Source organism: Sandaracinobacter neustonicus (genome assembly GCF_006385875.1).
In the GTDB taxonomy this organism is placed as follows: domain Bacteria; phylum Pseudomonadota; class Alphaproteobacteria; order Sphingomonadales; family Sphingomonadaceae; genus Sandaracinobacteroides; species Sandaracinobacteroides neustonicus.
Genome location: NZ_VFSU01000011.1, coordinates 176802 through 200922 on the forward strand (window position 1 = coordinate 176802; position 24121 = coordinate 200922).

20 protein-coding genes are annotated in these 24121 nt (G+C 65.7%); 5 read left to right on the plus strand and 15 right to left on the minus strand.

The window, feature by feature from the left end; all coding sequences use genetic code 11:
- Positions 1–48 precede the first annotated feature (48 nt).
- A complete protein-coding gene (locus FJQ54_RS02405) occupies positions 49–1293 on the plus strand; it encodes an MFS transporter (protein ID WP_140926767.1) in 1245 nt (414 codons plus the stop codon).
- Here the strand turns inward: FJQ54_RS02405 and FJQ54_RS02410 are convergent.
- The 4 genes from FJQ54_RS02410 to FJQ54_RS02425 all read right to left on the minus strand — a co-directional run bounded on the left by FJQ54_RS02410 (position 1284) and on the right by FJQ54_RS02425 (position 8442).
- The gene (locus FJQ54_RS02410; RefSeq protein WP_140926769.1) at positions 1284–2471 is read right to left on the minus strand and encodes a TetR family transcriptional regulator; all 1188 of its coding nucleotides are present in this window, start codon (positions 2469–2471) and stop codon (positions 1284–1286) included. The two genes, FJQ54_RS02405 and FJQ54_RS02410, sit on opposite strands and share 10 nt — an antisense overlap.
- Positions 2472–2576: 105 nt before the next feature.
- Positions 2577–5285 (minus strand): TonB-dependent receptor plug domain-containing protein, encoded by a 2709-nt coding sequence (locus FJQ54_RS02415; RefSeq protein ID WP_140926771.1) that lies wholly within the window; start codon positions 5283–5285, stop codon positions 2577–2579.
- A gap of 115 nt (positions 5286–5400) precedes the next feature.
- The gene (locus FJQ54_RS02420) at positions 5401–6873 is read right to left on the minus strand and encodes a serine hydrolase domain-containing protein (RefSeq protein WP_140926772.1); all 1473 of its coding nucleotides are present in this window, start codon (positions 6871–6873) and stop codon (positions 5401–5403) included.
- Positions 6874–7086: 213 nt separating this feature from the next.
- Positions 7087–8442: a dicarboxylate/amino acid:cation symporter gene (locus FJQ54_RS02425; RefSeq protein WP_235890286.1), complete on the minus strand. Its 1356-nt coding sequence runs from the start codon at positions 8440–8442 to the stop codon at positions 7087–7089.
- A 107-nt stretch (positions 8443–8549) separates the two neighbouring features.
- Here FJQ54_RS02425 and FJQ54_RS02430 point away from each other — a divergent pair, with 107 nt between their 5' ends.
- On the plus strand, positions 8550–9272 hold the full coding sequence (locus tag FJQ54_RS02430) for a helix-turn-helix domain-containing protein (protein WP_140926774.1): 723 nt from the start codon (positions 8550–8552) through the stop codon (positions 9270–9272).
- A 198-nt stretch (positions 9273–9470) separates the two neighbouring features.
- Positions 9471–10469, plus strand: a complete 999-nt coding sequence (locus FJQ54_RS02435; protein ID WP_140926775.1) for a DUF1611 domain-containing protein — start codon at positions 9471–9473, stop codon at positions 10467–10469.
- A gap of 17 nt (positions 10470–10486) precedes the next feature.
- Here FJQ54_RS02435 and FJQ54_RS02440 read toward each other — a convergent pair whose 3' ends face one another.
- The 6 genes from FJQ54_RS02440 to FJQ54_RS02465 form a co-directional block, all read right to left on the minus strand.
- Positions 10487–11632 carry a dipeptidase gene (locus FJQ54_RS02440; RefSeq protein WP_140926777.1) on the minus strand — a complete coding sequence of 382 codons (1146 nt, stop codon included), beginning with the start codon at positions 11630–11632 and terminating at the stop codon, positions 10487–10489.
- Positions 11633–11651: 19 nt separating this feature from the next.
- Positions 11652–13226: a serine hydrolase gene (locus FJQ54_RS02445; RefSeq protein ID WP_140926779.1), complete on the minus strand. Its 1575-nt coding sequence runs from the start codon at positions 13224–13226 to the stop codon at positions 11652–11654.
- Positions 13227–13228: 2 nt separating this feature from the next.
- Positions 13229–14419, minus strand: coding sequence for a serine hydrolase domain-containing protein (locus FJQ54_RS02450; protein ID WP_181159947.1), 1191 nt, complete (start codon positions 14417–14419; stop codon positions 13229–13231).
- A 226-nt stretch (positions 14420–14645) separates the two neighbouring features.
- Complete coding sequence (locus tag FJQ54_RS02455) at positions 14646–15701, minus strand: dipeptide epimerase (protein ID WP_235890287.1); 1056 nt, start codon at positions 15699–15701, stop codon at positions 14646–14648.
- Positions 15653–17650, minus strand: a complete 1998-nt coding sequence (locus FJQ54_RS02460) for a serine hydrolase domain-containing protein (RefSeq protein WP_207790339.1) — start codon at positions 17648–17650, stop codon at positions 15653–15655. Before FJQ54_RS02460 ends, FJQ54_RS02455 begins: the two co-directional genes overlap by 49 nt.
- Positions 17651–17787: 137 nt before the next feature.
- Positions 17788–18936 carry a YkvI family membrane protein gene (locus tag FJQ54_RS02465; protein ID WP_140926782.1) on the minus strand — a complete coding sequence of 383 codons (1149 nt, stop codon included), beginning with the start codon at positions 18934–18936 and terminating at the stop codon, positions 17788–17790.
- Between the two features lie 275 nt (positions 18937–19211).
- On the opposite strand from FJQ54_RS02465, the gene FJQ54_RS02470 reads away from it, so the two are divergent.
- On the plus strand, positions 19212–19706 hold the full coding sequence (locus FJQ54_RS02470) for a c-type cytochrome (protein WP_140926784.1): 495 nt from the start codon (positions 19212–19214) through the stop codon (positions 19704–19706).
- Between the two features lie 68 nt (positions 19707–19774).
- Positions 19775–20056: a hypothetical protein gene (locus FJQ54_RS02475; RefSeq protein ID WP_140926786.1), complete on the plus strand. Its 282-nt coding sequence runs from the start codon at positions 19775–19777 to the stop codon at positions 20054–20056.
- On the opposite strand, the gene FJQ54_RS02480 is transcribed toward FJQ54_RS02475, so the two are convergent.
- The 5 genes from FJQ54_RS02480 to FJQ54_RS02500 form a co-directional block, all read right to left on the minus strand.
- Positions 20053–21030 (minus strand): LLM class flavin-dependent oxidoreductase, encoded by a 978-nt coding sequence (locus FJQ54_RS02480; protein WP_140926788.1) that lies wholly within the window; start codon positions 21028–21030, stop codon positions 20053–20055. The two genes, FJQ54_RS02475 and FJQ54_RS02480, sit on opposite strands and share 4 nt — an antisense overlap.
- On the minus strand, positions 21030–22226 hold the full coding sequence (locus tag FJQ54_RS02485; RefSeq protein ID WP_140926790.1) for a CCA tRNA nucleotidyltransferase: 1197 nt from the start codon (positions 22224–22226) through the stop codon (positions 21030–21032). Before FJQ54_RS02485 ends, FJQ54_RS02480 begins: the two co-directional genes overlap by 1 nt.
- Positions 22223–22816: a CoA pyrophosphatase gene (locus FJQ54_RS02490; protein ID WP_140926792.1), complete on the minus strand. Its 594-nt coding sequence runs from the start codon at positions 22814–22816 to the stop codon at positions 22223–22225. The genes FJQ54_RS02485 and FJQ54_RS02490 overlap by 4 nt, the downstream gene beginning before the upstream one ends.
- Entirely contained in the window at positions 22800–23402 is a 603-nt protein-coding gene (locus FJQ54_RS02495) for a DUF1285 domain-containing protein (protein ID WP_140926793.1), read from the minus strand. Before FJQ54_RS02495 ends, FJQ54_RS02490 begins: the two co-directional genes overlap by 17 nt.
- A gap of 73 nt (positions 23403–23475) precedes the next feature.
- Positions 23476–24000 (minus strand): GNAT family N-acetyltransferase, encoded by a 525-nt coding sequence (locus FJQ54_RS02500; protein WP_181159948.1) that lies wholly within the window; start codon positions 23998–24000, stop codon positions 23476–23478.
- Positions 24001–24121: the final 121 nt, after the last annotated feature.

Sequence of the window (24121 nt, forward strand, 5' to 3'; positions counted from 1 at the left end):
CGACGTGGCTGTCGCGCGGCTGTCATGGCTGTGGGGTAGGTGCGGTGGATGCGGTTCCGTTCCGTTTCGCCGGGCTCCGTTTCGCCGGGTCTTGTCGGCTATGGCTGCGTGCAGTTTGGCAAGAGCCTGTTGTGGGCGGGGGAGGATATCCTCGCGCTCTACATCCTCGTTGTCGTGCTGCGCCTGCCGCCCGCGCTGGCGGGTGGGCTGTTTCTGGCCAGCGCCCTGTGGAACGCGCTGTGTGACGGGCTGTTCGGCGCGGCGCAGCAGCGCTGGCCGGCGGTGCGGCGCAGGCTGCCCGAAATCGCATTGGCGGCGCTGCTGCTGAGCTGCGCTGCCTTTGTCGCTCTGCCGCTGCTGCCGCCCGGCCACGCCTTGCCTGCGGCGCTGCTGTTGCTGCTGTTCCGCACCGGATTCAGCCTCGCCGATGTGCCGCACAATGGTCTGACGGGTGCCTATGCGGCGCACAGCGGGCATCTGGGGATCGCCCGCGTCCGCGCCGTTGCGGCTGGAAGCGCGGCGTTGCTGGTGGGGCTGGCCAGCTTCCCGATCCTGCGCGCCGGGGCCGGGGCAGGCGATGTCGCGCCCCTGCTGGTGGGGGCGCTGGGCGCCTGCGCGTTGCTGCTGATGCTGCCCTTGCCGCTGCTGTTGAATGGGTATGAGCCAGCCGCCACATCCGGGTTGCAGATGGGGCAGGGCCGGGATTTCCGGCGGCTGTGCCTTGCCACGCTGATCGGGCTGGGGGCGTTGGCGGCCACCGGCAAGGCGCTCATGCATCTGGAATTCACCATCGCAGCGCTGGGTGCAGCGGTGGTGGTGCTGATGACGGCGGGTCGTCTGGCGGCGGTCTGGCTGTGGAGCCCGGTGGCGCGACGGCTGGGCAATCGGCCTGCGCTGGCGCTGTCTTACCTGCTGGCCGGGGCGCAGGCGCTGTTGATCCCTTCGCTGGCGGCGTCTGCCAACGCCCCGGCGCTGGTGGCGCTGCTCACCGTTTCGGGCATCGCGGGCGGCGGCATCGCCCTGCTGAGCTGGGCGGTTCTGTCTGAGACACTGGGCGCGGAGCTGCATGCCCGCGCGCCCGAACGTTATGCGGCGGCCTTCGCCCTGTTCACCATGGCGATGAAGATCGGGCTTGGCCTGTCTGCGCTGGCGGTGGGCAGCTGGTTGTCGGCCGATGGCGGGGCTGTCCGCCTGCCGCCCGAGGCGTTCTGGCCGCTGGCGTGGGGGGCGCTTGCTGCGTCGGTTGTGGCAGCGGCGCTTGTTGCCCGGCGGACCATAGCCGATCAGCCCTGATCGGCAGCCTGTGTCAGCGCGGTCCTCAGCGCCGCGATATGGTCGATCATCGGCACAGATGCGACGGCCGGCTGCCGCGCCATCGCCGCCATCCCATGCCCAACCAGCGCAATCACCGCTGCCTGACAGCCCGCGCCATCCAGCCCCGCCGCTCCGCCGATCTGTCGGCCGATGCTTTCCCGCACATTTTCCGCCCGCCGCCGTCGCATATCCAGCGCGAAGGGCAGCAGCGCGCGATCCCGCACCGCACTCAAAGCGATGGAATGGGTTGCGCGGATCAGCAGCAGCCCCCGTTCGCCACCGGGCCTGTCGGCAGTTTGCAACTCCGCGCGCAGGCCCAGAATCAGCGAGCCCATCCCGGCCTGCAGCAGATCCTCCCGGGTGCGAAAATGGTGGGCGACGCTGGAATTGGAGGTTTCCGCCCGCGCCGCGACAGCCCGGTGCGAAATGCTGCCGATGCCCTGTTCCACGATCATCCGCGCGATCAGTGCTGCCAGTTCCGTCCGCCGTGCGCCCGGCGGCAGGTCCACCGGCAACCGGACGTCCGCGCTCGCTTCGCCACAGCGGGCCACCAGCCTGTCGAACGAGAGGGCAAGGCCCTGACCCTGCCCGGTGAAGCCCTCTGCCACGCGCATGATGGTCGCGGCCCGCAACAGCCGGTAATCGCTGGAGTCGAGCGCAAGGCTGAACGGCAGTTCGTCGCGGCAATAGGCCGAGATGACGGCGGCGAAAGCGGTGGCATGCGCCCCAAGGGCCGGGGCCAGACAATCCGCCCACAAGCCGTCCTCGGCTTCCAGCAGCCCGGCGAGGCCGGGATAGCCGGCGGGATCCAGCCCGGCGTCCAGCAGCAGTTCACAGCCCGCAAGGGTGCAGTCCCGCCGTGTCGTTGCCGCTTCATCCAGAAAGGCGGCGATCACCGCTGCCAGCACGCAAGGATCGGCCAGATCCAGCGTGTCGGTCCGCACGCGCCACGCCTCGGCAAGCCGTTGCCGCTCGGCCGTCTCCTCCGCGATCAGCCGGGCGATCAGGTCGATCTTGTCGCCGATATGATAGTTGAGCGAGCCGAGCGAACGCCCGGCCTCCCGCGCCACGGCGCGCATGCTGAGCCCATGGATGCCCGATTGCACGATACAGGTGCGGGCCGCGTTCACAAGGCCTGCGCTGGCTGAGCTTGTCATCGGCGGTCCATGCCCGTCCGCGGCCCGTTGCACAACGGAATCGGCACAAAAGCCCCGGAAGCAGTCGGCTTCCGGGGCTTTTGCAGGGCCGGGTGGCAGCCTCGCCTAGAAGCTGGCGCGGGCACCGATGGTGAAGTAGCGCCCGATCAGGTCATAATAAGGCGAGCTGACCGCCGCGACCGGCGGGTCGCGATCAAACAAATTCTGCACATTGCCGAACAGTGTGAAGCGCTTGCCGTCGCCGAAGGGCACATAGGCGCGCAGGCCGATATCGACATAGGTGCGGCTGGAAATGCCGACGCTGTCGCCTTGCCCGGCCAGAACCGTGGGCGGGGCATAGCCGCTGCTGTCCACATAGCGGAAGCGGATGTCGCCGCCGAAATGCGCGCTTTCATAAGTGGTGGAAAGCGTGCCCCGCCAGTTCGGCACAAGGAATACCGCCTGACTGCCCGCGTAGCCGGCCCCGTCGATATGGCCGGACTTCAGCTTGTCGACATAGTTGGCAAGTGCGCGCACCTGCAACTGGCCGCCGCCGAGGCTGGTGCGATAGGCCGCCTCGATGTCCACGCCCTTCGTCTGGAAGCTGGCGACGTTGATGTAAGAGGCGTTGATCTCGCTGATCGCCCCGGACGTGTTGCGGGTGATCTGCGCGCAGGCCCCGTTGTTGTTGTCGGTATAGCAGCTGTTCACGATCTGCTGCGCCGACAGGGTGGTGATCACATCCTTGATGCGGATATTGTAGTAATCAACGGAGAGGTTGAAGCCCGGCAGGAAGCTGGGCGTCAGCACCACGCCGGTGGTGAAGGTGTCGGCGATTTCCGGGTCGAGCTCGGGATTGCCGCCGGTGTAGAGGATGATGCTGGTGGTGGGCCGTGTGGGCAGGCCCATGTCCACCACCGTGGTGTACAGCGTGGAGCGCAGGCTGAACAGCTCGGTGAGGTTGGCGGCGCGGATATCGCGGGAGCTGGTGGCGCGCAGCGTGATGCTGTCATTCACCGTCCACACGCCGCCCAGCTTCCACGACCAGATGGAACCGCGCGTGCTGTAATCCGATATGCGGGCCGCGCCGTTGAACATCAGCTTCTTCACCAGCGGCAGGTCCGCCAACACCGGCACGGCGACTTCCGCGAAGGCTTCCTTCACATTGTTGCCCGTCTTTTCGATGTTCGCGCCGTTGATGGTGCCGAACCGGCCCGCCAGCGAGTTTTCATCGTAAAGCGTGCGGAAGGATTCCTCGCGATATTCCACCCCGGTTGCAAACGAGACCGGCAGATTCCACAAATGGAAGGGCTCGCCGCTGATGCTGGCGCCCATGCTGGTGAGCCAGGTCGTCGTCACCGCGTTCCAGTCGGCCGTCACATAGTCGATCGCGGCCTGATCGGCGTTGCCCGAGCCGAACAGGTTCAGCGGGCGGCAGGCCGTGGACGGATCGGTGAGGGCGATGCGGCAGACGGGTGTTCCGCCGGGGCCGGTCACGGCATCGATGGCGTTCAGGAAGTTTTGACGCAGCGTGATGTTTTGCAGCGTCTGGTCCTGCTTCTGCTGGCCGTGGCTGATATAGGCGTCATAGCGCCAGCGCCCGTCGCCGAAGCTGCCGTCCACGCCTGCGGACACCTGGAAGGTGTCGCGCGTATAGTCGTAAATGGCCATGGCGACATCAGTGACGGCGCGGCCCATGGTGAAGCTGGTCTGCCCGGCCGCGGCCAGCTGGCTGCGGATGCTGCTGTTCAGATAGGGGTTGCTGGCCGAAAAGGTCAGCTGGTTGATCCACAGATCGGGGAAGAAGGGCCGCTTGTCGGCGACGCGGTTGTAATTGCCTTCCACCCACAGGTTCACGGCGTCCGCAACTTCGTAGGAACCGCGCGCGAACAGGTTGATCCGTTCGATCGGGGCCGAGAGCGAGCGGTAATTGTCGATATGATAGCCTTCGCCGCCGATCATCAGAGTCGGCGCGCCCGGATAACGGGTGCCATATTGGAACGGCCGCAGCGTGCCGTCGTTGTTGAACACCTGCCCGGCCAGCACGCCGGAGGTGATCACGCCATTTTCGTGGCGGTTGGATTCGCGAAGGTTCGCCGTGGGATAAAGCTTGCCGTCTGCCCCGGGGAAGAAAGCGGACGCGCCGATCAGCGGGCGCGAGGTGCCCGGAATCACGCCCTTGTCTTTCAGATAATCGCCGGCGAACACGAAATGGCCCTTGCCGTCGGCGAAGCTGATGCCGCCCGAGCCTTCCAGCAGATATTTCGCGCCGTCCCCTTGCGAGGAGATGCCGCTCTGCACGCCGATGTCGAAGCCTTCCTTTTCATTGTCGAGCAGGATGTTCACCACGCCCGCCACCGCGCCCGAGCCATAGGCCGCCGATGCCCCGCCGGTGACGACATCGATGCTTTTCACGATGGAATAGGGAATGGTCTGCAGATCGTTCGAGCTGACATGGCGGCGGCTGTTGATCAGCACCAGCGTGCGCGGCGAACCAAGGCCGCGCAGGTCCGCCGGAGACTGGCCCGACGAGGTGACGGTGTTGGTGGAGGTGGCGCTCTGCGTCATGCGGAATTGCGGCAGATCGGTCAGCGTCGCCTGAATGTCGGTGCGCCCGGCAACCTTCAGGTCGGTCGCGGTAATCACGGTCGTGGGCGTCGGCGCATCGAACCCGGCGGTGCTGATGCGCGAGCCGGTCACCACGATCATCTCGTCGGTGGAGGCGGTTTCGGTGGATTGCGCGAACGCAGGCGCGGCTGCCAGCGCAAGCCCCAGCGCGATCACGCTGGCGGAGGTCAGGCGGCCCGGGCCGGTCATCCCGATCGTCATGGTCATGTTGTTCCCCTTCTCAATATTCTTGTCCGGCAGGCTTTGCACCGGTGTGTCCCGGCGGGGTCATGCCCCGATTGCTGCAGAGCCTGGCTGACAGGTGGATCCGACTCCCAAGGTGCTACCGGACGAGCCGGTAAAGAACGTGCGGCTGCGACGAGAAGGACAGGCGGCGGTCCTCCTCGGGGCCGTGAAACAGGATGGTTTCGAACGGCCCGCCCGCGCGCATGGCGGTGACTTTTTCATAGCGGTCAGGGCCGGTCTGCTCCCAGAAACTGGTCGTGCCGTCCGCCGATTGCAGCACCAGCTCGTTCGGGCCCGCGGCGACGACCTTGATGTCATGCTGCGGCAGCGGCGGCTCGCTGTAGGTGCGGCGGTTGATCCGATAGGTGCCGGCCGGCGACGCCGACGTGCCGGCCCAGCGCGGCGCGGGAGCGGTGGGGAACAGGCGGCCGATGATGGCGTTCTGCAACTCGGTGCGGCCGCCATAGCTGCCGTTGCCGCCCGTCATCGAAATATAGAAGCCGAAGCCGGTTTCGGGCACCAGAACCATCATCGAATGGAAATCGGCGGTGTTGCCGCCATGGCCGATCATCCGCGGCCCTTCATCGCGCAACACCATGTAACCATGGGCGAATCCGGGCAGAGAGGGGGCGTTGCGGTGCAGCGTCTGCCGCATCTGCTGCATGGTTTTCGCCTGCAGGATACGCGCACCGTCCAGCTTGCCGTCGCCCAGATGCATCAGCATGAAGCGCGCCATGTCCGGCCCGGTCGCCGAGGCCGATCCGGCGGGCATGATATTGTGATAGAGTTCGAACGGCCGGGCGATGAAGCGCCCGTCTTTCAGTTCATAGCCCAGCGCCATATTTTCCGCGCGCGATCCCGTCAGCGGCTCGCGGAAAGTCGCGCCGGGCATCTTCAGCGGCTGGAAGATGTGGCGCTCCACATAGTCGGGAAACGGCTCGCCCGACACCCGCTCGACGATATAGCCCGCCAGTGCAGTGGCATAATTGGAGTAGGAGGATTCGATCCCCGGTTCCCGCACGCGGGTGGGGATGTTGGCCTTCAGGAATTCGCCCAGCGGCACGAAATCCGCAGGTGTTTTCGACATGATCCCCGCCGAGCGATCTTCGAACCCCGGTGTGTGGTCCATGAGGTGGCGCACGAGGATCGGGCGGGATTGCGTATCCGGAATGCGGAAATCCAGATATTTGTTCACCTCGTCATCAAGGCTGACGCGGCCCGCTTCCACCTGCTGCATCAGCGCAGTCCATGTGAACAGCTTGGACACCGAGCCGGGGCGGAACAGGGTCTTGTTCGCATCCACGGGGATGCGCCGGTCGACATCGGCGAAGCCATAGCCCTTGTTGAAGATCACCCGGCCGCCGGAAACCACGGTCACCACTGCGCCCGCGACTTCGCGCGTCGCGATCTGCTGCGCCATCACGCCGTCGATGAAGGCAGGAAGATCGGCCAGCTGGCCGGAGGAGAGGCTGGCGGCGGACTTCGCAACCACAGGAGCCGGAACCGCCGACACCAGAGCCAGTGCAAGGGCAACGCCATGCGCAGTCGCGAACCATCTCGCTCGAACCATCCACTCGTCCCCTTCGCCGATTCTCTGGCTTGCAAGCTATTCTCATATTTAGGACGAATTTTCAAATCAGGACAAGAAAATTCAAATGCGAAATGGGTCGAGAATATTTTTCATTTGTGATCAGTCGATTAAATTATTCTTTCTTATCGGAGAATTGTGCCCGCACGGGCGGGATAGTGGTGCGTCCGGCCCCGTGGCTGAAAAGATCGCCGCTTAGCCGGTCGTGTCCGGGGCGGGGTGCGCTGCCGCTGCTGTCTCGGGCAGCGGCGGCAGCTTGCCTGCCAGAGCCAGATCGAACTTCGTCCGGTCCAGCTGGCCTTCCCAAATGGAAACCACCACCGTTGCCACTGCATTGCCGATGAAGTTGGTGAGGCTCCGACATTCGCTCATGAAACGGTCCACCCCAAGGATCAGCGCCATCCCCGCCACGGGGATGGAAGGCACAATGGAGAGCGTGGCGGCCAGCGTGATGAAGCCCGCGCCCGTCACCCCGGCAGCCCCTTTGGACGACAGCATCGCGACGCCCAGCAGCAGCAGCTGTTCGCCGATACTCAGCTCCACGCCCACCGCCTGCGCGATGAACAGCGCGGCCAGAGTCATGTAGATATTGGTGCCGTCCAGATTGAAGCTGTAACCGGTGGGCACCACCAGGCCGACGATGGAGCGGGGGCAGCCCGCCCTCTCCAGCTTCTCCATCAGCGCGGGCAGGGCGCTTTCCGAGGATGACGTGCCCAGCACCAGCAGCAGTTCCGCCTTCAGGTAAGCGATCAGCCGGAAGATCGAAAAGCCGCAAACCCTTGCCACCGCGCCCAGCACGACGACAATGAACAGCAGCGCGGTTGCATAAAAGGTCGCCACCAGCGCCGCGAGATTGACGAGCGTGCCCAGCCCATATTCGCCGATGGTGAAGGCCATGGCCCCGAACGCGCCCAGCGGCGCGGCCTTCATCAGCAGCGCCACCACCTTGAATACCGCGACGGAAATGTCCTCCAGCCGCTCCACAATTGGGTCGCAGCGGTCGCCGATCATCGCCAGCCCGGTGCCGAACAGGATGGCGACGAACAGCGTTTGCAGCACATTCCCCTCTGTCAGCGGGGAAAAGAGGGTGGTGGGGATGATGCCCATCAGGAAGCCGGTGATCGTGCTTTCATGCGCCTTCGCGGCGTAATCGGCCACCTGCGCCCCGTTCAAAGAGGCGGGATCGATGTTCAGCCCCGCGCCCGGCTGCACCAGGTTGCCCATGATCAGCCCAAGGATGAGCGCCAGCGTGGAGAAGAACAGGAAATAGGCGAAGGCCTTGCCCGCCACCCGGCCCACCGCCTTCAGGTCGCGCATCCCGGCGATTCCCGTCACGATCGTCAGGAATATGACGGGCGCGATGATCATCTTCACCAGCTTGATGAAGGCATCTCCGATGGGTTTCATCGCCGCCCCGGTTTCCGGCCAGAAATGCCCCAGCGTCACGCCCGCGATGATCGCGAGCAGAACCTGAAAATAAAGATGCTGATACCATCTGAGGCGCTTCGCCTGTGCGCCAGACATGGCGCTGTGGTCCGTCAGATGGGCCATGCTGGTCTTTCCTGTTCACTGGCTGCGGAATCGTTATCCTGTCAGCTGCACTTTCATGCTTTGCAACCCGCGTTGCCTTTTTCAACCGCGCTGATACAGCTTTGGCCATGGTCAAGGCTTCTGTCGCCAAACTGAACCCCTCCGCAGGAAAACCGCAACCGCGCACGGCGGCTGCGCCACCGGCCGCATCCGCTTCGTCCCGGCCCACGCTGGGATCGCTGCTGCGGGCGCTGCGGGTGCGCAACCAGTGGACCTTGAAGGACATGAGCGAGCGGACGGGTATTCCCGTCTCCACCTTGTCCAAGATCGAGCATGACCGGCTGACCTTGACCTATGACCGGCTGCTGCAACTGTCCGAACGGCTGAATATGCGGCTGTCGGACCTGTTCGCGGAACCGGAATCCATGGGCGAGCCGGACCGTGTGACCGCCCGGCGCAGCATCGGCCTGCTTGAATCTGCACTTCAAGTCAGCACAGCAAACTACGACTATTATTATCTTTTCCCGGAACTCCGGCAAAAGCGCATGATCCCCATCATCACCCATGTGCGGGCGCGGACGCTGGCGGAATTCGGCGATCTGGTGCGGCACAGCGGCGAGGAATGGATCTATGTCGTGTCCGGCCGGATTCGCGTGCACTCGGAATTTTACGAGACGATCACGCTGGAAACCGGCCAGTCGGTCTATCTCGATAGCAATATGGGCCATGCCTATGTGCTGGCCGAAGGCTGCGACGAAGCGGTGGTGATCGGCGCCTGCGCCAGCGGCGAGCCGGACCAGATGCAGCATATGCTGGAACATCACAGTCCGGTGAGCGCCGACCCGGCCTGAGGACGGCCGAACAGGCGCATTCGTCAGCCTGATCAGAGAACTGACATTCACTTCGGTTTTTTCACCGCCGAGTCTCCGGCAGTGAAATCACACCATTTTCACCACGCTTGGCTTGACATGCGGCTTATGAAATACGATTTCCGATCAGAGAATTTTGAGCCACTTTCGGTTCATCTCAGAACGATCTCGGGGGATTGCATGGTTCGGAAGCCCTATCTCATCTTCGTCGGCGACGCCTCGCGTTCGGCTGTCACCAAGACGGCCGAGGGCGTCCGCGACTGGGCGCGCGAAGATTGCACCGGGCAGTGGCGGCAGTCGCCGGGCGCGACGGACCTCGGCCTGCCGGATATGGCCCCGGCCGAAGCCTATGCGGCGGGTGCGCGATCCCTGCTGATCGGCATCGCCGCGATCGGCGGGCGCATTCCAGACGAATGGGTGCCGTTGCTGCTGGAGGCGCTGGAGGCGGGGCTGGACATTGTCAGCGGCATGCACGGCCGCCTGTCGGCCATTCCCGAAGTGGCCGAAGCCGCCGCGCGCCTCGGCCGCAGCCTGCACGACGTTCGCCACAGTAGCCGCAGCTTCCCGGTGGCCTCCGGCCGCAAGCGCAGCGGCAAGCGGCTGCTGACGGTGGGCACCGATTGCGCGCTGGGCAAGAAATACACCGCGCTGGCGCTGGCCGCCGCGATGAAAGAGCGCGGGGTCGATGCCGATTTCCGCGCCACGGGGCAGACGGGGATCATGATTTCCGGAGACGGCGTCGCCATTGATGCCGTGGTGGCGGATTTCATCGCCGGGGCGGCGGAAACGCTGTCTCCCGAGGCAGCACCGGGCCATTGGGATGTCATCGAAGGGCAGGGGGCCATCTTCCACCCGGCCTATGCCGGGGTGACGCTGGGGCTGCTGCACGGCTCCCAGCCGGACGCGCTGGTGCTGTGCCACGATCCGCGCCGCACAGAGATCAGCATGTTCGAAGGCTTCCCGATCCGCCCGCTGGAGGAGACGATGGAGACCTATCTCAGCCTCGCCCGGGTGACGAATCCGGATGCGCGCTTCGTGGGCATCAGCCTCAACACGTCAGGCCTGTCCGAGGTGGAAGCGAACGCGCTCGCCGCCAGCCTTGAGGCGCAACACGGCTTGCCGGTGATGGACCCGCTGCGCTTCGGCACGGAGCGGGTGGTGGAGCAGGCGCTGGCCTGACCGCCCTGCGGGTTCCGTCAGGCCTTTTGCGGAACCCAGGCGTCGCCCAGCAGGCGGCGGAAATTGCCGCCCAGCACGAGCCGGATGTTGGCATCCGAATAGCCGCGACGGATCAGCTCTTCGGCCAGATCGAACATCTTCAGCGGGTGATCGAAGCCGTCGGTGTCGATCTTGTCGCGGAAGGCGTAGCTGTCTTTATACCCCGCCTTCAGCATCTTGTATTGATCTGCTGGCATATCGTCATAACCGTTCAGGTCGGCGTCGCTGCCGATGCCGACATGCTCGATGCCGGACAGTTTCACCACATGATCGATATGATCCACCATATGGGCGATGGTGGTCGGCTCCTTGTCGCGCACGAACATGCGCACGCCGGTGATCCCCATCACGCCGCCCTTGGCCGTCAGCGCCTTGATCGCCTCGTCCGTCTTGGTGCGCGGGTGGTTCACCAGCGCCCGGCAATTGCTGTGGGTGATGGCGATGGGGCGCGGCGACACCGCGATGGCGTCCAGCGTGGTCCTGTCCCCGCAATGCGACACGTCCACCAGCATGCCCTGCTTGTTCATCGCAGCGATAATTCCGGCCCCGAAATCGCTGACGCCGCCATCCACCCGGTCCGTCCCGCCTGCGCCGAGAAGATTCTGGCTGTTGTAGGTGAGTTGCGAGCAACGCTGCCCCAACAGCCAGAACTTCTCGACGTCGGCGGTGGTCTGGAAATGATCGGCATTCTGCAGGCCCATGATCACGGCGCATTTGCCGTCGCGCTTGGCCCGGTCGAGGTCGTCTGCCGTGTCCACCAGCGTGAACAGATCGCTGTTGCGCCCCACGAAGCCCGTCCATTGCGCGAACCAGCCCAGTGTCTGCTGCACGGCATTCGGTCCGCCGATCCCCACCGCATTGTGGAAGCCGGTGATCTGGCTGTCGCGGAACTGTTGGGCCAGCTCCGGCGTCAGCCGGTGGGCGGGGAAGGTGGGTCGGAAATCCAGCGCGAGCGGCGCAAGCATGTCGATGATGAGCGAGCTTTTCACCACCTCGACAGCGCGCTTCGAATAGCGTTTGGGCGAAGCGGCATGGGCGCGATACAGGCCGAAGTTCAGCATCGGGGCGGAAACGGCAGCGGCCGCCATCAAAGTCCTGCGCGAAATGCCCCTTGCCTGCGTCATGCTTGTCTCCTCGTCCGGCTCAGCGCACGGGCCTGATATCCAGATTGTGATAATCGAAACTGAAATCCGCGATGGGAGACAGCGCCTTCATCGAAGCGGACTCCACCTTGCCGCCGACATCGACATTGAAGCGGATGATGGCGGGTTCTATCGCCGGATCGGCCCAGCGCGCCACGAAACTGTCGCCCGTCAGATGCTCCAGCGTAGAGACCATGCCTGTCGTTTTCGGAAACTCCAGTTCAATCGCCTCGCCCTTCGCACGCACGGTGATGGGGCCATACCAGGCGTCGCGATAGGCCCCCGCATAGCCGGCGGCGGGCAGCGATTGCGGCACCGGATTGGCCGGCTTGGAAATGCTGGCGAGCGCGGCCTTCGCGGCCTCCAGCCGCTTTGCCTTCTGCGCCTGTGTCAGGGTGAACCAATCCGTTTTCGGCTGGCCGGTGTAATGATCCAGCAAATTGTAGATCAGCGCCTGAAAGACCTCGCCATCCTCGCTGTTCAGGAAGAAGACGAAGCCGACATTGCGATCCGGCAGCAGCAGCACATGGGTGAGGAAGCCCAGCGTGCCGCCGGAATGGGAAATCACCCGCTCGCCGTGCCAATCCCGCACCGACCAGCCCAGCGCATAGCCGGAGAATTTCGGCGCGGCTGCCGCCATCGGCCCTTCGGTGGGCGCGATCGGCGTTGGTGTCGCCACCTGCCACATCTCGCGCGCCTGCGCGGCGGACCAGAGCGGTTTTGTGCTGCCCGCCGCCTTGCCCTGCGCCAGTTGAAGCGCGATCCAGCGCGCCATGTCGTCGGCGCTGCTAGCGATGCCGCCGGCCGGGCCAGTGTTCGGCCCCAGCCCGCGCTTTTCGTCCAGCACGGAAATCGGCCCCGCGCCGCGCATCGGCGGCCCCAGCCGGGCATGCGGCTGCGCCCGGTTGGCGGTGCCGAACCTCTGTGTCCCGTCGGCGAAGCTGCCCGCCATGCCCGCCGGTTTCAGAATGCGGGCGGTGACGAAATCCTCCCAGCGCTGGCCGCTCACCTTCTCGATCAGCTGGCCGGCGGCGACATAATTCAGGTTCGAATAGGAGAATGTGGTGCGGAAGCTGGTTTCCGGCTTCAGCCAGCGCAGCGCGCCCATGATTTCCGCGCGGCTGTGGGTGGTGCGTGGCACGAACGTCAGGTCCCCTGCGCCCAGCCCCAGCCCGCTGCGGTGCACCAGAAGGTCCTTCACCCGATATTCCCGCGTAACCCACGGATCATACATCTGGAATTCGGGCATATGATCGACGACGCGATCATCCCATTTCAGCTTGCCCTCGTCCACCAGCATGGCGAGCGCGGCGGCGGTGAAGGCCTTGCTGGTGGAGCCGATTTCGAACAGCGTCTTGCCATCGGGCCGGTCGGCGGTGCCCGCGCGCTTGCTGCCATAGCCTTTGGAGAGAACCGTTTTGCCATCTTCCACGATGGCGATGGCAAGGCCCGGCGTCGCATTGGCGGCCAGCATCGCCTCTATATCGGCATCCAGCGTTGCGGGCGGGGCCGCGAGCGCTGCGGCATGCAGCGCCCACACCGCGACCGCCGCCAGCAGGGCAGGGGCGCGCCGCATTGTCAGAGCAGCCCCACCGCCGCCCGGTTTGCGGTGTCCACCAGCGCCTTGTGCGCGGCGGCATAGCCCTCGCGTTCCTGCGCGTTGCTGTTGGTGAGCACCGCGATCGAAATCCGCTCGGCCGGGAAGGTGCCCATCGCAGAGATGAAGCCGAAGATGCCGCCGCCATGTTCGATGAACTTGCGGCCTTCGATCTCCTGCGTGAACAGGCCAAGGCTGTAGCTCATCGGCTTCTTCTCATCCGGCTTGGCGCGATCAGCGGGCACCATCGGCAGCTTGCCGTTGTTCAGAACGCCCGGCTGCAGCATCCGCTTCAGCGCGGCGGGCGGCAGGATCTTGCCGCCGAACAGCGCGCTGTGCCAGCGGCAGAGATCTTCCGTGGTGGAGCGAATGTTGCCGGCCGCGCCGGGCACCGTCATCGAAATGAAGTCCGCGTTCACAAAGGCCTTCGGGTCGCCCTTCTTCGCCGAATAGCCGGAGGCGCGGTTGGGCACGACATCGGCTTCATTGTCCACCGCAGTCGCGATCAGCCCGGCGGGGGCGAACAGGCGCTTGGCGAAATAGTCGGCATAGGGCGCGCCCGTCACTCGCTCGATCACCCGGCCCAGCAGCACATAGGCGGTATTGGAATAGCGCCAGTCCGTTCCCGGCGAGAAAACGAACATCGGGTTCGTCTGCTCGCGCATCATATCTTCCAGCGCCTGCGGATCATGATTGAGGCGACCGAAGCTGTGGAAATCGGCCGGGTTCTTCTGGTTGGTGTAATTGCCATAGCCGGACGTGTGATGCAGCATCTGCAACAGCGTCACCTCGGCGGCACCGGGGAAGGCGGGCAGGAATTTCGCCAGCCTGTCATTCAGGGAGAGCTTGCCCTCCGCCTCCAGCAGCGCGAGCGCCGCGCCGGTGAACTGCTTGGTGACAGAGCCGATGCGGAACACGCTGGCAGGCGTAACCGCCGCGCCGGTTTCCAGATTGGCCATGCCGAACCCCTTGGAATAGAAGGGCTGTCCGTCGCGGGCGGCAGTGATCGCGACGCCGGGGCTGAACCCCTTCGCGAGGAAGTCAGCCGCCAGCGCTTCCACCTTGGTCCAGCCCGCGCCTTGCGCCCAGCCCCGCGTGGCCCCCATCAGCATCGCCGCGCCAGCCAGCCCCAAGGCCGTGCGCCGCTCCATAACCAGCTGTTGCCCCTTCATTGGTGAATCCCCCATTCTAGATCTGGAAAAATGGGCACCCCCGAAGGGGTGCCCAAGCGGACTGAACTCAATAGGTGAAGCCAAGCTTGATCCCGGTGACAGCAGCGCCGCTTTTCCCAACGATTGGACATCCCCTCATCCTTCCGTTCCGAGTGGCAGTCGCCATGTCCTGAGCGTTCGGATATCATCCCCGAACCGTCGGCCGTCCCCCGCTATCGCTTCGCAATCAGGCCCTGTTTTCCAGCATTGCGTCCGGCCCCCACACGTCGGGCGGGCACCAGATATCGCCGCCTGAATAGTCCACGGTGGGTTCCGGATCGCGGGCGATGAACACCGGCCCATCCAGATCGACCACATCGCACAGCTGCCCAAGCACGAAGGCGGGGGCCATGGCGAGGCTGGTGCCCACCATATTGCCCACCATCAGCTTCAGGCCCAGTTCCTGCGCGCGCCGCGCCATCAGCAGGCCCTCCGTCAACCCGCCGCACTTATCCAGCTTGATGTTCACCACCTGAAAGCGGCCCGGCAGCGTTTCCAGTTCGTTGAGATCGAGGCAGCTTTCATCCGCCGCCACCGGCAGCGGCAGCTTCAGCCCGTCCAGCGCGGCTTCGCCGCCACGCTTGAACGGCTGCTCCAGCAATTGCACCCCGCAATCGACCAGCACCGGCACCAGCGGCGCGAGCGCGTCGGCACTGGCATAGCCCTGATTGGCGTCCACGCCGATCCATACCTCTGGCCGCGCCGCGCGCACGGCGCGGACCCGCTCGATATCCACATCGACATCGCCGCTGAGCTTCAGCTTCAACGCCCGTGCACCCGCATAGCCGATCGCGCCCGCCGCCATCGTTGCGGGATCGTCCGCGCCCAGCGTCATCGTCGTCAGCAGCGGCCGCGCGGCGGAGAAGCCCGCCAGCTTCCACACGGGTAGCCCGGCCTCCGCCGCTTCCAGTTCCCACAGCGCGCAATCCAGCGCGTTGCGGGCGGCTCCGGCGGGCAGCAGGCGGCGCAGCTCCTCGCGGCTGATGCTCTCGTCCAGCTGCAACCCGTCCAGCAGTTGTTTCGCTGCCGCCGGCGTGTCGCCGGTGTAGTAGATGCCGGATGCCTCGCCGCGCCCGACATGGCCGCCGCGCGTCACCCGGGCTTCCACCACCGGCTGGCTTTCGAACACATGCCCCGAAATCCGGAACGGCGACTTCAGCGGCAGATCGCGAAGGATGGTGGAGATCGCCAGCATCAGAAGTTCGTCCCGATAGCGAGCAGCTTGCCGTTCCAGGCGAACCACAGCAGCACCGCGAAGGCGAGCACAAGCACCACGCTCCACAGCTTGCCGAACCAGCCCGACGGGCCTTTGAACACCGCCCACAGGTGCCACAGCGCCACGCCAAGGCCGCCGACGAAGGCGATGTTGGTGAGGACCTGCGTGGTGATCAGCAGCCAGTCCATCGCCATCATTTTTTCCATGCCGCCGGGGCCGAACAGCGTCGTCATCAGGAAGGTCCACAGTCCGGCCACCGCCAGCAGCAGGATCGCGCTGATGCGGACGGCGCGATAGGATTTCAGCCGCTGCCCGGTGAAGCCGTGCGGCTTGCCGAAGCGGCGGCGTACGATGGCTGCAACCGGCCACAGCAGCACGGTGCCGAGCAGGGCGGCAACCGCAGCCCCGGCAGCAGGCGTCAGCCAGCCGGCGTTGATGCCCGGCCGCACCGGCTCCAGCACGATGATCGCGGACAGCGCGTCTGTGGAGACGAAGCGAACCTTGCCGTCCACCAGCTTCGCGCCAAGCCGGTCATGCCCGCCGACTTCGCGCCACAGAAACGGGCCGATGGCGGCATAGCGCTTCGGGAAGCCCGCGCCATCTTTCATCATGTTCAGCGAAACGGTGCCGTCGGCATTGGCGGTGATCTTCGGCTGGCCCAGCAGCGAACCGACGGCGGCCCAATTCGAAAAGGCCCCGCGCGCCGTCACATAGGTGCCCGCGATCTGCTTCGCCTGTGCGGCCGCCAGCTTCGGATCATAGGGCGTATCGGTGTTGGGGGCCGGGAAATAGCGATCCGCGAATGCTTCGAACAGCGCCTGACGGAAATTGCCGTTCGGCACGCCGGTGGTGTTCACAGACTGGAACAGGCCGACATTCTGATCGAGGAACAGCGTCAGCAGCGAATGGAAGGCCATGGTGTCGCCGCCATGGGTGATCACCCGCTGGCCGTTGATATCCTGCTGGTAAAAGCCCAGCCGCATGTTGTTCAAGGGCGCCATCACGCTGCGCGCGGTTTCGTGCATCTGGATGGCGGTTTCCGGCTTCATGATCTGGCCGTCGCCGAACTTGCCGTTCTGCAGATGCGCGATCATGAAATTGCCCATGTCGGTGCCTGTGGCCGCAAGGCTTCCGGCGGGCGGCAGGGAGACGATCTCGTACGGAACCGGCGGTTTGGTTGCATCCAGATAGCCGGTGGACATCATCGGCTTCAGCCTGTCCGGCAGGGGCTGGCGGAAGCTGCTGTTGTGCATCTGCAGCGGGCCGAGGATCTTCTGATCGATATAATCGTCGAACTTCAGGCCTGAAACCCGCTCCACGATGTAGCCGGCAAGGCCGGTGGCATAGTTGGAATAGGCAGGCGTCGTCCCGGCGTCGAACACGCGCTTGGGCGTCCAGCGTTTCAGGTTCGCCTCGTTGTTGCCCAGCGCGGGATTGGCGGTGATCAGGCCACGGATGGCTTCCTCGAAGCCGGGCGTATGGGTCATCACGTCGCGCATGGTGATCGGCTTGCCGTTGCGGGGCGGGATTTTGAAATCGAGATAGGTGTTCACATCGGCATCAAGGTCGATCTTGCCCGCTTCCACCTGCTGCATCACCGCAGTCCATGTGAACAGCTTGGACACGGAACCGGGGCGGAACAGCGTGGCGTCCGGATCGACGGGCTTGCGCGTTTTCAGATCGGAAAGGCCATAGCCCTTCTTCACCAGCACCTTGCCGTCTTTCACCACGACCACCACGGTGCCGATAATGCCCCCGCGCGACATGGCGATGGGCACGAAGCCGTCCAGAAATGTCTCGACATCTTCCGCCGTCAGCGGGTGGGCGCCATTGGCCGGGGCCGCAGTGGCCGCTGCCACAACCGGCTGTGGCGGAATCGCAGGGGCCTTGGCCGGAGCGGCCGGCCCCTGCGCAAAGGCCGCCGATGCCGTCAGCATCGAAACAGCCAAACCGAACGCCGTTCGCATCGCGCCCATCGCCATCTCCCTGAACTTCAACAGGGCTGGTTCACGCCCCGCCTTTTCCGTTTGGCACTAACAGTCCTGATCAGAAAATTGTCAAGCGTCCGGGGTTGGTTCGTTGCGATTTTATGTCTTCTGTGTGCCGTTCCGGTTTAAAGCTGCCCGGCGTCCGGGGCCATGCCGCCCGGCAGGCGCCGCCATTGCCACAGCCGCCACACGCCCAGCGTGAGCATCGGCACCACGAACACCGCCAGAACGGCGTAGGAAATGTAGCGGTAGCCAGAGGCGATCAGCGCCACCAGCCCGAAGGATTGCGCCACGAAACCGGTGAAAATCAGCGCCGCGATGGCGACACCAAGCCGGGGCCGAACGCCGAAGCTGCGGCCGCTGCGTTCCACCACATGGCCGATCCGTTCATTGATGGAGTGAACCGCCCCGGCACCGCTTTCCAGCAAGGCGAGGAAAATCATGAACTGATAGAAATAGGGGAAGAAAGGCACGTTCAGCCGTTCCAGCAGATAGTCCGACGGCAGTTCCGCCTGCATCGCGGCGGGCACGGCGGCCAGCGCGAGGAAGAACAGCATGGCGGGCAGCATCGCCAGCGGCCCGCACAGGATTCCGCCCAGAACGGCATCGCGCGGGGTGGAGAAATGGCGCACCACATACAGGATCACCACCGCGCCGATCACATTGTAACCGGCATAGGAAAGCCCATCGCCGATCCAGCCAACCCCTTGGGCAGGCACGGACAATTCCGCGACGATCTGATCGCCGAAACGCCAGATCGAAAGCGCCAGAAACACGGCATAAGTGGCATAGAGAACGAAGCTGACCCATTTGAACAGCCGCTCCACCGATTCGCTGCCGAAGGCGACGAACCCGGCGATCGAGATCATCAACGCCAGCTGTCCCGCGATCGGCGGCGCACCGAACAGCGCCGCGCCGATTGCGCCCGCCGCCGCGCTGAACACGGCCAGCACCAGCACGAACAGAGAGAGCAGGACGATCTCGAACAGCGGCCAGAATGGCCCCAGCAAATGGCGGAAAAAGCTGCGATAATCGCGGGTGCCGGTTGAACGGGCATAGAGGAAGGTGAGGGCGCAAATGACGCTCCACACCGCCATGGCCACCAGCATGCCGTAAAGCCCGCCCCGCGCGCCGGAAGGGCCGAAGAATTCGGCGAGTTCGCGGCCCGTGGCATAGCCGCCGCCAATGATCACCGCCTTGAAGGCGAAACCCGGCAGAAGCCGCCGTTCAAACCAACTGGACGAATGCCGTTCCGGCGCAGACCCTGTTTCCATGAAACGGATTTGAGGCGACCTTCACTTTCACGTCAAGCAAGAATTTTCCGAATGGAAAATATGGCGGCCCGAACCGGCGTTTCCGGCTGCGGCGCGCGCTGGCGGGCGACGATGCGCCTAGCAGTCTGCCGACGTCCTCAATTCTGTCTGTGTTGCAACATGATAGCATCAGTTGTGCATTGCGGCACAGGACCTGTGCGGTATATTGGGGTGCTCGGGGCCGGACCATGACGTCCGTGGTTAAAATCTGCTCTCAAGGAATCGGGGGAATCGGGATGACCATCTGTAATCAAGCCTTGCTGGGATCCGCTGCTGCGCTGCTGCTGCTTGCCGGATGCGGCGGCTCCAAGACGCAGGAGGCCCCGGCCAACGACACATCCGCCACGGCAGAAGCCCCCCCGGCTGCGCCGGAGGCTGCGCCCGAACCGGTCGCGGCGCAGGCCTTCGCGGATTTCACCGGCGATGCGGCGGCGGGCAAGACGGTGTTCATCCAGTGCCAGGCCTGCCACTCGCTGAAGCCGGGTGAAAACCGCGTCGGACCCTCGCTGCATGGGGTGATCGGGGCGACTGCGGGGCATGTCGTCGATTTCCGCTATTCTGATGCGAACAAGGGCAGCGGCATCGTCTGGACCGAGGACAAGCTGTTCGATTATCTGAAGAACCCGCGCGCCATGGTGCCGGGCACCACCATGGCGTTCGCTGGGATTCAGGATCCGCAAAAGCGGGCGAATCTGATTGCCTATCTGAAGGCCAACGGCGGAGCCGGCTGAACCCGCCCCGCAACTTCCGCACCGCCCGGCCGTAACCGTTCGGGGCACAGGCTCGGGCGGGGCTGGCGATGGATCTGGGTGCACATTCCACATTCCGGCAGGGCGGCCGTACACAGGCCGGGCCTTCGCAGATCGGCCTTTCGCTGCTGGCGACGGGATGGTCGGCGCTCGCCTCCGGCCGGGTGGAGACGCTGTGCATCCAGCTCCGTTCCGGCTGCCTGATTGAGGGCGTGCTGGCCCTCCGCATGGACGGCCTGATCGCCGAAGCCTCCACCCGCAGCGGCCATTTCACCCATGCCTTCGCCGTGGACGAAGTGGTGATGGTGCGGCAGATTCCGCGCGGCGGTTAGCCAGCCATCAGCCGGTAGCTGTTCATCCTGTCCGCATGGCCGTGCAGGATATTCACCAGCATCAGCTCGTCCGCGCCATAGAGCGCGGCCTTCGCCTCCAGCGCGGATCGGCATTCGGCGGGCGTGCCGACGATGGGGCGGCGGTTCGCTGGAGTCGGCACGGGGTTGCGGGCCAGCCAGTCCGCCGCGACATCGGGCGGCGGAACGGCGATCAGCTGCCCCTGTTGCAGATGCGCGAACATCATCCGCGATGGCCCGGCCAGCCATTGCGCGTCGGCACTGCTGTCAGCCGCGACCAGCCAGCAGCAGACGATCAGCTGCGGCGCGGGCGCGCGGGGGGAGGGCCGGAAGGCGGCGCGGTAACGATCCGCCAGCAACGGAGCCTCTCCAGCGATGAAATCGGCGATGCAATAGGGCAGGCCCAGCGCGCCAGCGAGTTCGGCGCTGTCAGGGCTGGAGCCGAGAATCCAGATGTCCGGCTGCGCCTCGGCGCAGGGCAGGGTCTGCGCGAGGTGGCGGAAGGGGTGCTGATCCGGCAGGGCGCGGTCATAATAGCCCAGAAGTTCCTGAACCTGTTGCGGGAACTCCATCTGCACCCGCTGCCGCCGGTCTTGCTGCAAGGCATAGGCGGTCAGTTGATCGGAACCCGGCGCGCGGCCCAGCCCCAGATCAACCCGGCCGGGGAACAGTCCCGCCAGCATGGAGAAGCTTTCCGCCACCTTGAACGGCGAATAATGCGGCAGCATCACCCCGCCGGTGCCGATGCGGATCCGGCTGGTTTCCCGGCCCAGCGCCGCCAGCATCAGTTCGGGCGAGGCGGAGGCCAGCGCGGGCGTGGCGTGATGCTCCGCCATCCAGAATCGGTGATAGCCGAGGTCGTCCGCCAGCGCCGCCAGTTCCAGCGAATTGCGCAGCGCCTGCCCGCCGGAGCCGCCCTCTGCGATAGGCGATTGATCCAGAACCGAAAGCCGCATCAGCGTATCCCCAGCACGTCGCGCGCCAGCGCCATCACCCGGTTGCGATCCGCCGGGAACCCCGCCTCGATCCAGCGCGTTTCAACCTCCGCCAGCCTGCGCGAGACGACAGGCCCCGGCGGCAGGCCCATGGCGATCAGGTCTTTCCCGGACACGGGCAGGCGCGGGCGGCTGTAGGCAGACAGCGGCCCGGCCCAGTGCGCCGCGCGGCTGTCGCCCGTCAGCAGCAGCCGATCCAGCGTGGTGGCGGGGCCGAGCGAATAGGCCAGCGCGCGCGGATCGGCGGGCACCGCTTCCCGAGAGGCGGCATGCACCAGTCGGCCCTTGTCCATGTTGGAAAGCTTCAGGCGCGCGGCGATGTCCGTTGCCAGTTTCGGCTCTTGTGGCAGCAGGCTGGCAAGCCGTCTCAGCCCGTCCGGGGCCACGCGCGCGGCTGTTTCCGCTGCGATCAGCGCCTCCAGATCGGCCACGCGCGCGGCGTCGATCTCGGGCAGCACCGGCTTCAAGATACCATGCGCCAGCATCGCCGAAACCGTGGGCGCGGGAGCGGGCAGGGCGAGCAGCTTCAGCAGCTCGTCGCGGATACGCTCGCGCGACAGCGCCATCAGATCGTTGGCGCGCGCGGCGCAGGCCGCCAGCCCTTGCGCATCCGGCTCGGGCGAAAAACGTGCTGAGAAACGGAAGAAGCGCAGGATGCGCAGATGATCCTCGGCGATGCGCTGCAACGGCTCGCCGATGAAGCGGACTCGGCGCGCCGCCAGATCGTCCAGCCCGCCGAACCAGTCGAAAATCTCCCCCGTCAGCGGGTCCGCGTACAGCGCGTTGATGGTGAAATCGCGCCGCGCCGCATCCTCCTGCCAATCGGACGTGAAGGCGACTTCGGCGTGCCGCCCGAAGCTGGCCACATCGCGGCGCAGCGTCGTCACTTCATAGGGCGCGCCGCCCGCCACCGCCGTGACTGTGCCATGCTGCAAGCCGGTGGGCACGGCGCGAATCTCCGCGCCTTCCAGCGCCGCGATCACCTGCGGCGGCGTCAGCCGGGTGGCGAGATCGACATCCGCCACCGGATGCGCCAGCAGCCAGTCCCGCACCGCGCCGCCCACCAGACGCGTTTCGCCGTCAGCCGATTTCAGCACCTCCAGCAGCCGGGAAACGCCGGGGCGGTCGCGCCACAGCGTCGGGTCCAGCCGCCTCATCTGAGCCGCGCCGACAGGTTCACCAGCATCCCCGCCGTCGCCCCCCAGATCGTTCGGCCTTCCCATTCGATCACATAATAACGCCGCATCCGCCCCTTCCACATCGCCTCGCGCAGAACATGGTTCTTCGGGTCCAGCGCATAGTCCAGCGGCACTTCGAACAGGTCTGCCACCTCTTGCGGATTGGGCACGAAGGGCAGGTCCGGCTCGATGCTGCCCACCACCGGCTGCACCCGATAGCCGGTGCCCGTCTGATAGGGTTCGTCGATACCGATCACCTCCACGGCGGCCGGGTCCAGCCCGATTTCCTCCTGCGCTTCCCTGAGCGCCGCTTCCACCGGGCCGACATCGCCGGGGTCGATCCGGCCGCCGGGGAAGGCGACTTGCCCGGCATGGTTGCGCAAATGGGCGGTGCGTGTCGTCAGCAGCAGCCGGGGTTCGGGCGCGCGCACGATGGGCACCAGCACGGCGGCGGGCACCAGAAGCCCGCCGGGCGTGGTGCCGAAGCTGCCGAAATCCTGATCCCCCGCCAGCACCGGGCCAGCAGGGTTCAGCAGCCCGGAGCGGACGCGATCAATCAGCGAAGGCAAAGAATGCGCCTCCGCTCCACAGCCCCAGCGGCCCGCCGAGCTTGTCCTGCTCCGCCAGCGCCATGTCGGCCAGCTGGTAGAACACCGGCCGGTTCAGCAGCGCTTCCAGCGGCCGTTCCGTCGGCCCGCGCACGTGCAGATAGGGGCGGGGGGTGCCATCCTCGGCGGTTTCCAGTCGCAGCGGGTTTGCTGGCCCCGCCACCACGATATCATCCGTCAGCAAGCGGAAGGCGAGGGTGCGGCCCGGCCCTTCGCCCTCGCTCGTCGCCTCCACGGCGAGGAACGGCGCGTCGTCCACCTCAATGTCCAGCTTCTCCACCGGGGTGACGAGTACGAACCGCCCATCCGCCTCGCGGCGAAGGATGGTGGAGAACAGCCTCACCAGCGCCGCCCGGCCGATGGGCGTGCCGCCATGCCACCAGCTGCCGTCTGCGCGGATGCGCATATCGCTGTGGCCGCAATGGGTGGGGTTCCATTGCTCGACAGGGGGCAGCCGCTTTTCCGCCACGGCACTGGCGATATCAGCCAGGCTGGCGCGGGAAAGATCCAGCGCGGGAGGTCTGATCGGTTCCGCTGTCGAGACCATGGGGCTGGCATGGCCGCCATGCCCACCAAGGTCAAGCTGGCAAGGTCAAGCTGGCAAGGTCAAGCTGGCAGGATCAGGCGGCGGCGCTGCTGCTGTTGGCAGCCGCGCAAATCTGCGCCGGGCCGCGCAGCCGGTGCCCGGCGCGCGTGCGCAGCAGCAGCCGGTCGCGGTCCACCGGGCCGGGCAGCAGCCATTCGCCGGTGTGCCGGGCAGAAAAGCCCCAGCGGCCATAATAGGGTTCGTCGCCGATCAGCATCACCGGCAGATGCTGCGCGTCCAGCTCGGCCAGCGCCAGGTCCATCAGCCGCACGCCGATACGCTCGCCACGCCGACCGGGGTGGGAGACCAGCGGCCCCAGCAGCGCGATCCGCCGCACGCCCATCGGGTGCCGCCATTCCAGTTCCCAGCATTCCACGCTGCCGACCAGCTCGTCGCCATCCACCGCAACGAAGCTCGCCCGCTCGATCCGCGGCGCGTCGGCGCGCAGCAGGCTCGCCGTGCGCTTCTGCCGGGCGGGGCCAAAGCAGAGGTCCAGCAATTCGGCGACCCGTTCGGGCGCCACGCTATCATGAGACAGATAATCCACAGCCACGTCCATGCATTTGAATTGTTTCGAGGTCATGATGGAAGTTTGAACTTCCGGAGGCGTTCCTCGCCCCGTTTGTGCTGGGGCCTCTGCCCCGCCGGATGGCCGCCAGCCACCCGCCCGCCGCGCTGCG

Excerpts from the sequence above, each read along its gene's own strand:
- FJQ54_RS02470 (WP_140926784.1), top strand. The coding sequence starts at position 19,212 with ATGACCATCTGTAATCAAGCCTTGCTGGGATCCGCTGCTGCGCTGCTG.
- FJQ54_RS02475 (WP_140926786.1), top strand. The coding sequence starts at position 19,775 with ATGGATCTGGGTGCACATTCCACATTCCGGCAGGGCGGCCGTACACAG.
- FJQ54_RS02430 (WP_140926774.1), top strand. The coding sequence starts at position 8,550 with ATGGTCAAGGCTTCTGTCGCCAAACTGAACCCCTCCGCAGGAAAACCG.
- FJQ54_RS02440 (WP_140926777.1), bottom strand. The coding sequence starts at position 11,632 with ATGACGCAGGCAAGGGGCATTTCGCGCAGGACTTTGATGGCGGCCGCT.
- FJQ54_RS02480 (WP_140926788.1), bottom strand. The coding sequence starts at position 21,030 with ATGCGGCTTTCGGTTCTGGATCAATCGCCTATCGCAGAGGGCGGCTCC.
- FJQ54_RS02465 (WP_140926782.1), bottom strand. The coding sequence starts at position 18,936 with ATGGAAACAGGGTCTGCGCCGGAACGGCATTCGTCCAGTTGGTTTGAA.
- FJQ54_RS02420 (WP_140926772.1), bottom strand. The coding sequence starts at position 6,873 with ATGGTTCGAGCGAGATGGTTCGCGACTGCGCATGGCGTTGCCCTTGCA.
- FJQ54_RS02405 (WP_140926767.1), top strand. The coding sequence starts at position 49 with ATGCGGTTCCGTTCCGTTTCGCCGGGCTCCGTTTCGCCGGGTCTTGTC.
- FJQ54_RS02410 (WP_140926769.1), bottom strand. The coding sequence starts at position 2,471 with ATGACAAGCTCAGCCAGCGCAGGCCTTGTGAACGCGGCCCGCACCTGT.
- FJQ54_RS02450 (WP_181159947.1), bottom strand. The coding sequence starts at position 14,419 with ATGAAGGGGCAACAGCTGGTTATGGAGCGGCGCACGGCCTTGGGGCTG.
- FJQ54_RS02495 (WP_140926793.1), bottom strand. The coding sequence starts at position 23,402 with ATGGTCTCGACAGCGGAACCGATCAGACCTCCCGCGCTGGATCTTTCC.
- FJQ54_RS02445 (WP_140926779.1), bottom strand. The coding sequence starts at position 13,226 with ATGCGGCGCGCCCCTGCCCTGCTGGCGGCGGTCGCGGTGTGGGCGCTG.
- FJQ54_RS02435 (WP_140926775.1), top strand. The coding sequence starts at position 9,471 with ATGGTTCGGAAGCCCTATCTCATCTTCGTCGGCGACGCCTCGCGTTCG.
- FJQ54_RS02460 (WP_207790339.1), bottom strand. The coding sequence starts at position 17,650 with ATGGGCGCGATGCGAACGGCGTTCGGTTTGGCTGTTTCGATGCTGACG.
- FJQ54_RS02485 (WP_140926790.1), bottom strand. The coding sequence starts at position 22,226 with ATGAGGCGGCTGGACCCGACGCTGTGGCGCGACCGCCCCGGCGTTTCC.
- FJQ54_RS02415 (WP_140926771.1), bottom strand. The coding sequence starts at position 5,285 with ATGACCATGACGATCGGGATGACCGGCCCGGGCCGCCTGACCTCCGCC.
- FJQ54_RS02425 (WP_235890286.1), bottom strand. The coding sequence starts at position 8,442 with ATGGCCCATCTGACGGACCACAGCGCCATGTCTGGCGCACAGGCGAAG.
- FJQ54_RS02500 (WP_181159948.1), bottom strand. The coding sequence starts at position 24,000 with ATGGACGTGGCTGTGGATTATCTGTCTCATGATAGCGTGGCGCCCGAA.